Below are 12,396 nucleotides of genomic sequence, written 5' to 3'. Positions count from 1 at the left end.
GGAATTCCTGCGCTCGCGGTCGGCACCTCAGCCCTGTCCGTCGACGGGGGCGTCGACGAGTGCGTACGCCCGCACCGAGAAGGTGCCCATGCCGGCGACGGCGAGCGGGGCGGCGTGGAACCTGAACCGGCGGCCGGTCACCTGGCCGAGCCCGCTCAGGTGCTCGACCACGGGGATGCCGGCGGCGAGCAGGCCGGTGTGCGCGGGCCGCGTCAGGTCGGCGAGGTCGTCGATGTTGACCGAGTCGATGCCCACCACCGCGGGGCGGCGCGCCACCAGCCAGTCGACGGCCTCCGCGGTCAGGAACGGGTGGTCGGCCCCGCCGTACGACGGGCTGCCCCAGTGCCGGTCCCATCCGGTGTGCACGAGCACGGCGCGGTCGGTGACCTCGAACCCCTCGAAGGCCTCCGGGCCGATGCCCCTCGGGCTCCCGGCGGGGACGGAGAGCCCCAGGCCCTCCAGGTCGACGAACCGCGCCAGCGGCACCTCGGAGAGGTCGGCCCCGCCGTCGAAACGGTGGAACGGGACGTCGACGTACGTCCCGGTGTTCGCCACCAGGGTGATGCGCCCGATCTGGAACTCCGTCCCCGGGGCGTACCTCCCGCGGGAGTCCGCCCGCGACAGGTGGTCCTCGATCACCGGCCCGGGCAGCCCGGGGTAGGTGGTCATGCCCTCCCGCACCACGTGCGAAAGGTCGACCAAGTCCCTCTTGCCGTCGCTCATTCCGGGTCTCCGAACCGCCGCAGTCGGCTGGGCAGGGTGGTCAGTGTCAACCACGGTGTGTAGGAGTACGCGTGCATCGACTCGTGGAAGCCCTTGCCGAGCCGCGTGTAGTAGAGCCCGTTCGGCGCGGAGACGCTGAGCACGGTGACCGTCCCCTTGTGCAGCCGCAGCCGCACCGTTCCGCCGAGCGGCCGGTCCAGGTCGGCCAGGCACTTCGCCAGGCTCTCCCCGAGCAGGCTGAACCACCCGCCCTGGACCACCGTGCCGGTCCACTCCCGGGCGATGCCGGCGCGCACGGCGTGCTCCGGGGCCGTGTACACCGCGTTGGCCAGGACCTGGTGCGCCTTGATGACGACGGTGGCGGCGGGGGCCTCGCGGACCTCGTGGTTCTTCACGCCGAACGGTGTGTCCTCCAGGCCCGAGGACCGGCCGACCCCGTGCTCCCCGGCGAGCGTGTTCAACCGGTCCACCAGGTCGCCGAAGGCGACGGGCTCGCCGTCGAGGGCGACCGGCAGGCCGGCCTCGAAGGTGAGGACGATCTCCACCGGCTCGTCGGGCGCCTCGTCCACGCTGCGGGTCCAGCGGAACACGCTCTCGTCCAGGAGGTTCTCCGGACTCTCCAGTGACCCGCACTCGATGACGCGGGCCCAGGGATTGGCGTCGATGCTGTGGATGCCCTCGGGGAACGAGATGCCGACGCCCCGCAGGGCGGCGAGCTTCACCTCCCTCGGCAGGTCGGACCCCAGGAACGGCGCGGCGACGCCGATCCCCGGGTCGAGCGCGGCGACGGACCCGCTGAGCCGGATCGCGCTGTTCTGCATGTAGGTGGCGGTGTGGCCGATCACGTCACCGCCGTGCTCGCGGGCCACCCGCACCGCGGTCTGCGCCATCAGCGGCCGGGTGAGCGTGGACCCGACCGGGAACTGGTCCTGGTACAGGGCGTCCGCGTGCACGGCCGCGGGGGCGAACTCGGCGAAGAACCGGTCCGTCACGTCCACCTCGACGAACCGCGCACCGAACAGGCGGGCCTGCGCGGCGGCCGCGGCCGAGGGCTCCCGGTCCCCGATCCGGACGTTCAACGCCGTCACGGTGGTGCCCAGTTCCTGCAGCTTCTGCAGCAGGTAGGTGCCGTCCACCCCACCGGAGTAGAGCAGGATCAGATGGCGCGGCGGGTGCTCGGCGAGCTCCTCCAGACTGGTGATGAACCGGGTCACGGCTGGTCCTCGATTCGGGTCGTGGGGGTGAAGCCGGCCGGAGCGGCGGAGAGCCCGATGGTCGCCAGCGGTGCGCAGACCCGCGAGCCCGGGGCGCGGGCGGCCCGCGAGCGGCGGATGTCCAGGACGGCGAAACAGCGTCTGAGCCACCGGTCCGTCCCGTCGAAGCGGGCGGCGAACGGCGAACGTCCGTGGATGGCGGCGCGGTTGTCGACGACCAGGATGTCGCCGACGTCCAGGACGGCGCCCCGCAGCGTGGCGAGGAACGCCGACTTCAGCGCGTCCAGTGCCGTCCGGGCCTCGTCGTTCAGGGGCTCCATGGCGTGGAAGTCGGCGAGCAGTTCCGGGGCGGTGGCCGCACCCGACAGCACCGGCAGCGGGTCGGTCCGGAGTTCGGTGCTGCCGTCCCCGAACGAGCTGCTCACCCGGAGGCGGAAGAGCGGTTCGCGCAGCAGCGCCGTGGTCCGCTCCGAGAGCAGCGGGAGGGCCTGGGCCGCTGCCCCGACGACGGTGCGGGCCCGGCCCTCGATGTCGGGGCGCAGGCACACCAGCGTGATGAAGTCCGGTTTGTACGGGTGGAATCCGTCCTCGGTGTGGAGTTCGAGATACACCGTTCCCGAATTCTCCTGCCGCCCCTCGGCGCCCTCGACCGGGACGACGTCCTGCACGATCCGCCCCGCCTTCTCGTCGGCGTAGGCGATGACATCGCCCACGACCGAGGCGACCGCGAGCTGGGCGAAGGTCACCACCGGGAGCCCGTCCCAGTGCGGCAGGAAGCCGTCGACCGGAGTGCCCGGAATGGCGATGTCGGTCGGCATGTTCCGCAGGAGAACGACCCCCGCCTCGTTCCCGTGCCGGCGGAACTGGCGCAGGGCCTGCAACACCCGGTTCGGCAGGATGTTCCCGGCGAGTTCGGCTGCGGTGAGCAGCTCCTCGTCGTCCAGTTCCCGGGACTTCACCGCCCGGGCGCTCGCGGCGAATTCCTCGTGGGCCGCGGCCCTTTCCGCGTCCGTCAGGGTGACCGTCACGGCGCGGAGGGACCCGATACCCCCGCCCGGGTCGCCTTCCCCTAATGTGTCCTGAGGTAACGGTAATGTGTCCTGAGGTAACGGCAGTTCTCGTACCTGATTCACCAGGCTCCTCCTTTGGCTCCACAACTGCGTCCGAGGGGCGGCCGTCCGAATTCGGGACGGCCGGGCCGGCGGGCGGCGGCCGACGGGAATCCGGCGGCGTGCACCGAATCCGGACGGCTCTCTCCCCGGGACGACGTGAACGGGTTTCCGCAGCTCAGGATGGCCGGAACCGACCGCCGGCCCGACGAGGCGGCGGCGTTACTGGGATACCGGGGTGCGCGACAGCGCGAGTGCGAACGGCACAATCCGAGTCAAGCTCGACAACTGCCGTGCACAATGACTCCCAAGCGTCAAGGGCCTGCTCCCGATGTTCAACATCAAAGCAGACAATCCAGCGACGGCGCAAGGGACTTCCTCACCCGGCCAGGCCGGGCGACCATGCCACCGGCCAATGCTTGCCACCCGCACGGGCCCAATCTACACTCCGTCCGGTAGGCAGTGGACAGGGCTATCAATGGCATCGAACGGAGGATGTTCTGTGAAGGCCGGAACGAATTCACCCGGACTGTCCGTTGCCGCCCGATCCTGTCCGGTTATTCCCTGTCCCGTGTCGGTGTGACCCCCGCCGGCGCGTGAAGGTGCGTGGCGCAGGCCTTCGGCCGCCCACACCGTGCGTGCACCTGCCGCAGCGCCGTGGACTATTCACCACCGTGGTCCTTCGCCTCCTGCCGGCCGTGTCCGGTTCCGACTGATTCCGCCGTTACGGGCCGGTCATGCGTCCTTTCGTCATTTCTTCCGATGCGCCCGATGTCTCGCGATCCGTGGTGCAGTCCGCGCACATTGCAGAGGAAAGAACCAACCGTGGAATCTCGCAAATGAGCCGCCGAACCATTCACGGCCTGATAACCGAACGGGCCAGGGCGAATCCCGGCCTCCCCGCCGTCGAGGACGGCACCGACCACCTCGACTTCGCCGAGCTGGAGCACCGGTCCGACGCCGCGGCGCGGCGGCTGCGCGCCCAGGGCGTGGAACCGGGCGCCGTCGTCGCGGTGTGCCTGGAGCGCTCCGTCGCCATGGTGGTGGTCCTGCTGGGCATCCTGAAGGCCGGCGGCAGTTACGTGGCCCTGGATCCGGCGCACCCCGAGGCCCGGCTGCGCTGGATCCTCGACGACGTCCGCCCCCGGCTCGCGGTGGCCAGCCGGGCGACGCGCTCCGCCGTGCCCTCGGGCGGCCCGCCGCTGCTGACCGCCGAGGACCTGGCCCGCCTGCCCGTACCGCACGACCCGCGCGGACCCGAACCCGTCGGCGCCGAGACCGAGTTACCCAACGATGCCGCGGACTTACCCCCCGGCGACCCGGGGCGCCTCGCCTTCCTCACCTACACCTCGGGCACCACCGGCCGCCCGAAGGGCGTCATGGCGGAACACGGGTCCGTCTCCTGGTTCATGGGAATGATCGCCCCCTACCTGCGGCTCGGCCCCGGCACCCGCTTCCTGCAGTTCTACCCGCTGACCTGGGAGACCCAGGCGCTCGACATCTACGCGGTACTCGCCGCGGGCGGCACCGTCGTCGTCCCGCCCGCCACGGTCGAGACCGCCGGGCCCGACCTGGTGAAGTTCCTGCACGAGGCGCGGGTCACCGGGGCGATGCTGCCACCGGCCCTGCTCGCCGAACTGGCGGAGGAACCGCCCCTGCCCGACCTGCACACCCTGGCCTACATCGGCGAACGCTGCCAGCCGCAGGCGGCCGAACGCTGGGGCAGCGGCCGGCGGCTGGTCAACCTCTACGGCCCCACCGAGGTGACCGTCGCGGCCAGCGCCTCGGACGAGCGGCGCCCCGGCGAGGCACCCCCGATCGGCCGGGCGCTGCCGGGCCGGGAGCTGCACGTCCTCGACGAGCGGATGCGGCCGGTACCGGAGGGACAACCCGGCGAACTCTACGTCGGCGGCCGCGGACTGGCCCGCGGCTACTGGGGGCTGCCGGAACTGACGGAGCGGCAGTTCCCGCCCGATCCGTTCAGCGACCGCCCCGGCGCCCGGCTCTACCGCACCGGTGACCGGGTGCGGCTGCTGCCCGACGGCAACCTGGACTTCCTCGGCCGGGTGGACGGCCAGTTGAACGTCCGCGGGCACCGGGTGGAACGCGGCGAGGTCGAGGCGGTGCTGGCCGCCCACCCCGGCCTGCGGTCGTGCGCGGTGGTCGTCCAGGGGGACGGACCGGACGCCCGGCTCGTCGCCTTCGTGGTCGGCCCTCCGGGGATCGAGGAGGAACTCCCCGCGCGGCTCGCCCGGGAGCTGCCGCCGCTCATGGTCCCGTCGTTCGTCGTCCGGCTGGACAGCCTCCCGCTCAACCAGCACGGCAAGGTGGACCTGGCCGCGCTGCGCACCCGCCCCCTGCCGGGGGCCGGGGCCCGCGCCGGGTTCACGGCGCCGGCAGCCGGGGCCGAGACGGAACTCGCCCGGATCTGGGAGGACGTGCTGTCCGTCGCCCCGGTGGGCCGGGACGACGGGTTCCGCGCCCTGGGCGGCACCTCGCTGCAGGCGATCCGCGTGCAGCACCGGATCCGTGAGCAGCTCGGCGTCGCCCTGACCGTGCGCGAGGTGCTGGGTACGCGCACGCTGGCCGGCACCGCCGCCCTGCTGTCCGCCGACGCTTCGCCGCGGCCGGCGCTCCCCCCGCTCACCCGGACGGACGCCGGGCCCTCCCACCCCGCCTCGCTGCACCAGCGGCGGGTGTGGACGCAGGCCCGGTTGAGACCGGCCGCCTCCGTCGCCTACAACGAGACGTCGGCCCTCCATCTGAGCGGCCCGCTCGACCTGCCCGCCCTCCGGCAGGCCGTCCAGGACCTGACCGACCGTCACGAGGCCTTCCGCAGCAGCCTGCACCTGGACGGCGCCGACCTGCGGGTCGACATCGCGCCGCAGGTCCGCGTCGAACTCGTCGAGGAGGACCTCACCGGGTCGGCCGACCCGCTCGCGGAGGCGGCCCGGCGCGCCGCGGCCCGGGGGGCCGAGCCCTTCGACCTGGACCGGGCTCCCCTGCTCAGGGCCGTCCTGTACAGCACGGCGCCCGACGAACGGGTGCTGGTGCTCGTCACCCACCACACCGTGGCCGACGGCCTCTCCCAGGACGTGCTGGACCAGGACCTGGCCCGCTGCTACGCCGCCCGCCGGGAGGGCGGCGCCCCTCCCCCGCTGCCGGACACGGCGCTGCGGCCGCGCGACCACGCGCTCTGGCAGCGCGCCACCGCCGGGCACCCCGCGCTCACCGCGGGGCTGCGCCACTGGCGCGAGCTGCTCACCGGCGCGCCGACCGAACTCCGGCTACCCGCCGACCTGCCCCGGCCACCCGCGTTCAGCTACCTCGGCGCCCGGCCGAGCCGGCGCACCGGCCCGGAACTGCGCCGGGCCGTGGAGGAGTTGGCCGGCCGTTCGGGCAGCACACCGTACGCCGTCTGCCTGCTCGCGCTGGCCGCCCTGGTGTCCCGGCACACCGGGCAGCGTGACGTGCTCATCGGGTCGCCCATCTCCGGGCGTCCGAACCAGGGGTCCGAGGAGGTCGTCGGCTTCTTCACCAACACCGTGGCCGTCCGGGTGACCCTCGACGGCGACCTCGTCCCGCTGCGGCTGCTGGCGGCCCTCGACGGCCAGGTCCAGGAGGCGCTGGAGCACCAGCACGTCGCGTTCAACGACGTGGTGCGGGCCCTCGGCGCCAGGGCCGGTGCCTCCGGCCAGCCCCTGGTCCAGGTGGTGCTGGCCTACCAAGGGCCGCTGCGCCCGCACGCCCGGCTCACCGGGACCAGGGCCGTGCCATGGCTGGTGGACAACGGAACCGCCAAGGCCGACCTGACGATCGAGGTCAACGAGGTCGCGGACGAACTGCTGGTGGTGCTCCCGTACAGCACCGATGTCCTGGAACAGCCGACCGCGGACCGGCTTCTCACCGAATACCTGGCGATCCTGGGTGAGTTGACGGACGCCCCCGGGCAGAGCCTGGCACTGTGACCCATGGCCGCCGCCCGGCGCCGCCGAGCGGGCCGGCCCGTCCGACGATGAAACGCACAACCCTGAAAGGCGAGTTCGTCACGTGAGTACTCAAGTGATTGTGTTGAACGGTGGATCCAGCTCCGGGAAGTCCGGGATCTCCCGCTGCCTCAAGGTGATCCTGCCGCTGCCCTGGATCAACCTCGGCGTGGACGACCTGATCGACCGGCTGCCCCCGTCGTTGACCGACTCGGGCTCCGGCGTCGCGTTCGGGCAGCAGGGCGAGGTCATCCTCGGCGAGGGCTGGCGCGAGATCGAGACCGCCTGGACCACGGGCGTGGCCGCGATGGCCCGGGCGGGCGCCCGGATCATCATCGACGACGTCTTCCTGGGCGGCCGGACCGACCAGGAGCGCCTGCGCGCCCACCTCGACGGCCTGGAGGTGCTCTGGGTGGGGGTGCACTGCGATCCGGAGACCGCCGCGGCCCGCGAGACGGCCCGGGGCGACCGGGTGCCCGGGATGGCGGCCGGGCAGGCCGAGACCGTGCACAAGGGCGTCGTCTACGACGTCGAGGTCGACACCACCCACAGCGAGTCCCTGCACTGCGCCCGCGCGATCGCCGAGCACGTGCGCTGACCTGCCGGTGGGTGCGTCCGTGGGCGGGCGCACCCACCCACGCGGCGGGGCCCGCACGAACCCCCGATGCGCGACCGCGCCGGGCGGTGACGAACGGAGAGAGCGAATGAGCACCACGGGGCCCGAGAAGGCCGGGGCGGCCCGGGGCACGGCGGCGGCGCCGGACCCGCCGCCCGCGCGGGAGACGTCCTGGCGCAGGTTCTGGCTGCTGACCTCCGCCGCGTCGGTGTCCGAACTCGGCGACACCTTCCTGCAGCTCGCGATGCCGTGGACGATCCTGGCCGGCACGGGCTCACCCGTCCTGGCCACCCTGAGCCTCGGCGTGCAGTACCTGCCCTTCGTCGCGTCGCCGCTGGTGGGCACGCTGATCGACGGCTACGAGCGGCGCCGGGTCTTCATCGTCGCGGAGCTCGTGCAGGGCGCGCTGGTCGCGCTGACGCCACTGCTGCTGATGGCGCACCAGGTCGGGCTCGTCCTGGTGGTCCTGCTCGTGGCCGGGTGCGCCACCGTGGCGTCCAACCTGACCAGCGACTTCGGCCTGCTGCCGGCCCTCGCGCCGGCCGACCGGATGACCGAGGCGTACAGCAGGTACGGGGCGACCACGCAGCTGGCCCGCTGCGCCGGACCGGCGATCGCCGGCGGGGTGCTGGCGGCCGTCGGCGGCTACTGGGCGCTGTGGATCGACGCGGCGACCTTCCTGGTCACCGCGCTGGTCGCGCTGGCCCTGCCGCGCGGCGCGAAACCGTCCCTCGAACGCGGCTTCCTGCACCAGCAGCGCGAGGGCCTGCGCAGCTTCCGGCGGATCCGCGGCGTCCCGCGGCTCACCCTGGTGCTCTCGGTCTACAACCTCGGTGCGGGCGCGGTGCCGACCGTCGTCCTGGTCCTCGCGAGCCGCACCTGGGGCTGGTCCAGCGGCTGGGCGGGCACGGTGCTCGCGGCGGGGGCCGGGGGCAGCGCGCTCGGTGCGTGGCTGGGCGGCCGGATCTGGACCGCCGCGCCCCGGGAACGCCGCATCGGCCTCTGGTTCACCGTCTGCGCGGCCTCCTGCGCGGTGCTGCTGGCCCCGTGGCCGGCCGTGGTGGTCCTCGGGTTCTTCGTCCTGATGGCGGGCGAGGGCGGGATGAACGTCACCACCAACGAGTACCGCTTCCGCGCGATCCCGGAGGAACTCGCGGGGCGGGTCAACGCGGTGATGCGCGCCTTCATCCTGGGCGGGGCGGCGTTGTCGTCCCTCCTGCTGGGCTGGTCGGTCTCGCTGCCCGACCACCTGCTGCGCTTCTCCCCGGCGTTGCTGACCTCGGCGGTGGCGGTCCTGCTGTGGTTCGGCCTGCGCAGGGCACCCGCGGCGACCGCGGCCCGGGACGGCCCGGAGCGCTCACCGGCCTAGGCCGGACACAGGTACGCGGGACCCTGCCGGGCGGCTCGCCCCGCGGGGTCGGATGATGACGCGAGAGGAATGCGGATGCTGTACGTGTTTGCCTTCGACAGGGTGGGCGTCGTGGTGGGGGATCTGTACTTCGTCGACCCCGAACCGATCAAGGGGCAGGAGAGCCCCGAGCACGGGGTCCGCCTGGAGCTGCGGGCGGTCGAACAGGGCACGCTGGTGGACTCCGTCTACGCGGCCTACCCGGTCGCGGTGGACCGGCCGTTCTGGCGTGCCGACTTCCTGGAGTCGGTCGACGGGAAGCCGGGCAGCTTCGACCGCACGCACCACCACCCGGTGTTCACCGGCTGGGACCCGGGTGAGCGGGTGTTCGTCCGCGAGCTCTCCGCCGACCCGCTGGGGTGGCTCGGCGACCGGCTGGCCGATCTGGACGGACTGCTGAGCGCGGGCGGTGTCGCCCCCGGCACCGCCGGTCCGCTCGACGCGGCGGAACTCCGCCGGGCCGCACCCGAGATCGTGGACGCGACCCGCAGGCTGCTCGACCGGGTCCGGGCGGGTGAGCTCGGCAACCCGCCGGAGGGGGACCCGCCGGCTCCCGCCGAGGGGCAGCTGCAGGCGCTGGTCCGCTCGGGCTGGCTCTGACTCCGTGGGTGCCCGGTGCCCCGGCCCGGGCAGCGGGCACCCACGGCCCGTCAGTAGCCCTCCGCGCCGATCACGTTGGCCAGGTCCGCGCCGGTCGCGTAGCGCTCCAGCTGGGCCCTGGCGAGAGCCATGGCCCGGACGGCGGGCGTGCCGTTCGACCCCGCGACATGCGGTGTCAGCAGCAGTCCGGGGGCGGACCAGAGCGGGTGGCCGGCGGGCAGCGGCTCCGGCTCGGTCACGTCGAGCGCCGCGTACAGGCGGCCGTCGCGCAGCTCCTCGATCAGTGCCCCGGTGTCCACGAGGCCGCCGCGGCCGGCGTTCACGAGCAGGGCGCCGTCGCGCATCCGGCCCAGGAACGCGGCGTCCACCAGGCCGGAGGTGGCGGGGGTCAGCGGCAGCAGCAGCACCACGATGTCCGCCTCGGGGAGCAGTTCGGGCAGCTCGTCGACGCCGTGCACGCCCGGCCGGGCGCGGCGGGCCACCCCGACGACCTGCACGTCGAACCCGGCCAGCATCCGGGCCAGCGCCGAGCCGATCGAACCGTGCCCGACGATCAGCACGGACTTGCCCTCCAGGGTGTCGGTCCGGGCGTAGTCCCACCGTCCTTCGCGCCTGGCCTGCTCGAACCTCGGCAGTTGCCGCAGGTGGGCCAGCACGACACCGACCACCCACTCGGCGACTGCCCCGTCGTACGCACCCCGTGCGTTGCACAGGGTGACCCCCTCCGGCACGAAGGGACTGATCCACCCCACGCCCACGGACTCCAGCTGCACCAGCTTCAGCCGGGGCAGTCCGGCGAGCCGGGCCAGTTCCTCGTCGGCGACGTCGAAAGGCGGGACGATGACCTCCACCGTGTCCGCCGACTCCGGGAAGTCGGGGCCGCCGGTCCACACATCGGCGCGGAATCCCTCCGGGAGTCCGCCCATGAGTGATTCCGATTCCTTCTCGGGCAGCCAAACCGTGATCACGAGTCCGATTCCTTCCGTACCGCAGTGCCGCTGGGCCGGCACTGCTCGATGTCGCGGACGACAGGGATCGTCCGGATCCGCCGGTAGTTCTCCGCGTGAAGTTCCATGGCGGCACATTATCGCCCCGAGCCGCACTGCACCATTGCCTGACACTTTCGGCCAACACGGCTTACAGACAGGGTAGTTGGAGTTTAGAACGGACATGTCGGCACACCTGACAGCACCCGTCGGGCGCTCGGCCCGGATTCCGTTGACATCTCCCGGCGAGCCGGTGAGAATGACGATCGGTTGGCATCCTGCCGGGCTCTTGCGGGATTTCCGAGAAGCCTTCTCCATTCGGAAGTTCCGCGCCTTCGTACCACTCCCCCCGCCTTTCCACATCGTGGACGAATTTCTCTCGGCCCCGCGTGCGCGGCCTCAGGTGAACGGCTAAGGAACCCCATGAGCGAGCAGGCAGTCCACGAGCAGGCAGTCCACGACCGGGTACTCCGCACCGCCGCCGCGCCGGAGGACGCGCCGGTCCTCCTCCTCGTCGGCAGCGGGTACCGGCCCTATCGCGAGTACATCCTGGCCGCCCTCGCGCAGCGCTACCGGCTGTGGCTGCTCGACGCGTCCGAGGCGACCTGGCAGCTCGCGTACTGTGCGGGCGCCACCAGGGTCGACACCCGGGACGCGACGGCGGTGCACCGGGCGGCACTGCACGTCGTCGGCTCCCTGCCGGTCGCGGGCGTCTTCACCTACGACGAGACGCAGGTCGTCCTCTGCGCGCGGCTCGCCGAGCGCCTCGGCCTGCCCGGCAGCCCGCCGGAGACCATCGAGGCGTGCCGCGACAAGGCGGCCACCCGCGCCGCGCTCACCGCCGCCGGGGTGCCCCAGCCGGCCTCGTTCCCCGTCAGCACCGCCGAGCAGGCCCGCGCCGCGGCCGAGCGGATCGGCTACCCGGTCGTCGTCAAGGCGCGCGCCCTGGCGGGCAGTTTCGGCGTGGTGCGCGCCGACCGCCCCGAGGACGTCACCGAGGCCTTCTCCGCCGCGGACGGCGCGGAGTTCCCGAACCTGCCGCGCCACCCGGCGAACGTGCTGGTCGAGGAGTTCCTGACCGGACCGGAGATCAGCATCGACGCGGTCATCCGCGACGGGGAGGTCACGCCGACCGTCCTGGCCCGCAAACGGCTCGGCCTCGAACCGTACTTCGAGGAGACCGGGCACGACGTGGACGCGAACGACCCGCTGCTCGCCGACGAGGAACTCCTGGGCCAGCTCCGGCAGATCCACCGCACCCTGGGCTTCGTCCACGGCGCGACCCACTCCGAGTTCCGGCTCACGCCCGACGGGCCGCGCCTGGTGGAGGTGAACGCCCGGCTGGGCGGGGACCTCATCCCCTACCTCGGCCTGCTGGCCACCGGCGTCGACCCCGCCCTCGCCGCCGCGGACGTCGCGGCCGGCCGGGCACCCGCGACGGCTCCGAGGTTCCGCGGGGCGGCCGGCATCCGGTTCCTGCTGCCCGAGGAGGACTGCGAGACCGTCGAGGTCGTCGTGCACGAGGACCGCTTCGGCCCGACCGTCCACGGGACGGGCGTCACCGCCGCGCCCGGCGACCGGCTCGCCCGCCCGCCCGCCGAGTTCCTGACCCGCTACGGCCACGTGATCGCCGCGGGCGAGGACCGGGAGCAGGTCCTGACCGATCTCGAGAAACCCGAACGACTGGTCGAACTACGCGCCCGTGCGCTGCCCGGGCGACACCGACCGACCGACTTCCCGGAAGGGGACTGATT

General features: G+C 73.0%; 9 protein-coding genes. 5 read left to right on the top strand and 4 right to left on the bottom strand.

Features of this window, described 5'->3' with window-relative positions:
- Positions 1-27: 27 nt before the first annotated feature.
- From ACFUK0_RS06875 to ACFUK0_RS06865, 3 genes are read right to left on the bottom strand one after another with little or no spacing between them, the layout of a single operon-like run.
- Complete coding sequence (locus ACFUK0_RS06875) at positions 28-723, bottom strand: cyclase family protein (RefSeq protein WP_380247010.1); 696 nt, start codon at positions 721-723, stop codon at positions 28-30.
- Positions 720-1,937, bottom strand: a complete 1,218-nt coding sequence (locus ACFUK0_RS06870) for an argininosuccinate synthase domain-containing protein (RefSeq protein ID WP_380247009.1) — start codon at positions 1,935-1,937, stop codon at positions 720-722. The genes ACFUK0_RS06875 and ACFUK0_RS06870 overlap by 4 nt, the downstream gene beginning before the upstream one ends.
- Entirely contained in the window at positions 1,934-2,965 is a 1,032-nt protein-coding gene (locus ACFUK0_RS06865) for a TauD/TfdA family dioxygenase (RefSeq protein ID WP_380247008.1), read from the bottom strand. The genes ACFUK0_RS06870 and ACFUK0_RS06865 overlap by 4 nt, the downstream gene beginning before the upstream one ends.
- A gap of 920 nt (positions 2,966-3,885) precedes the next feature.
- Here ACFUK0_RS06865 and ACFUK0_RS06860 point away from each other — a divergent pair.
- From ACFUK0_RS06860 to ACFUK0_RS06845, 4 genes are all read left to right on the top strand, one after another.
- Positions 3,886-7,014: an amino acid adenylation domain-containing protein gene (locus ACFUK0_RS06860; RefSeq protein WP_380247007.1), complete on the top strand. Its 3,129-nt coding sequence runs from the start codon at positions 3,886-3,888 to the stop codon at positions 7,012-7,014.
- An 82-nt stretch (positions 7,015-7,096) separates the two neighbouring features.
- A complete protein-coding gene (gene cpt / locus ACFUK0_RS06855) occupies positions 7,097-7,630 on the top strand; it encodes a chloramphenicol phosphotransferase CPT (RefSeq protein WP_380247006.1) in 534 nt (177 codons plus the stop codon).
- A 106-nt stretch (positions 7,631-7,736) separates the two neighbouring features.
- Positions 7,737-9,017: an MFS transporter gene (locus tag ACFUK0_RS06850; RefSeq protein ID WP_380247005.1), complete on the top strand. Its 1,281-nt coding sequence runs from the start codon at positions 7,737-7,739 to the stop codon at positions 9,015-9,017.
- A gap of 75 nt (positions 9,018-9,092) precedes the next feature.
- Entirely contained in the window at positions 9,093-9,656 is a 564-nt protein-coding gene (locus ACFUK0_RS06845; protein ID WP_380247004.1) for a hypothetical protein, read from the top strand.
- A 50-nt stretch (positions 9,657-9,706) separates the two neighbouring features.
- Here ACFUK0_RS06845 and ACFUK0_RS06840 read toward each other — a convergent pair whose 3' ends face one another.
- On the bottom strand, positions 9,707-10,582 hold the full coding sequence (locus ACFUK0_RS06840) for a 2-hydroxyacid dehydrogenase (protein ID WP_380247003.1): 876 nt from the start codon (positions 10,580-10,582) through the stop codon (positions 9,707-9,709).
- A gap of 483 nt (positions 10,583-11,065) precedes the next feature.
- Between ACFUK0_RS06840 and ACFUK0_RS06835 the strand changes: the two genes are divergently transcribed.
- Positions 11,066-12,394: an ATP-grasp domain-containing protein gene (locus ACFUK0_RS06835; RefSeq protein WP_380247002.1), complete on the top strand. Its 1,329-nt coding sequence runs from the start codon at positions 11,066-11,068 to the stop codon at positions 12,392-12,394.
- Positions 12,395-12,396 lie beyond the last annotated feature (2 nt).

The sequence above is a fragment of the Kitasatospora sp. NPDC057223 genome (genome assembly GCF_042669755.1).
Lineage (GTDB): Bacteria > Actinomycetota > Actinomycetes > Streptomycetales > Streptomycetaceae > Kitasatospora.
Note: the sequence above shows the minus strand (reverse complement) of the source record. Positions and strands in the feature narration are given on the sequence as shown.

Excerpts from the sequence above, each read along its gene's own strand:
- ACFUK0_RS06835 (WP_380247002.1), top strand. The coding sequence starts at position 11,066 with ATGAGCGAGCAGGCAGTCCACGAGCAGGCAGTCCACGACCGGGTACTC.
- ACFUK0_RS06840 (WP_380247003.1), bottom strand. The coding sequence starts at position 10,582 with ATGGGCGGACTCCCGGAGGGATTCCGCGCCGATGTGTGGACCGGCGGC.
- ACFUK0_RS06875 (WP_380247010.1), bottom strand. The coding sequence starts at position 723 with ATGAGCGACGGCAAGAGGGACTTGGTCGACCTTTCGCACGTGGTGCGG.
- ACFUK0_RS06860 (WP_380247007.1), top strand. The coding sequence starts at position 3,886 with ATGAGCCGCCGAACCATTCACGGCCTGATAACCGAACGGGCCAGGGCG.
- ACFUK0_RS06850 (WP_380247005.1), top strand. The coding sequence starts at position 7,737 with ATGAGCACCACGGGGCCCGAGAAGGCCGGGGCGGCCCGGGGCACGGCG.
- ACFUK0_RS06845 (WP_380247004.1), top strand. The coding sequence starts at position 9,093 with ATGCTGTACGTGTTTGCCTTCGACAGGGTGGGCGTCGTGGTGGGGGAT.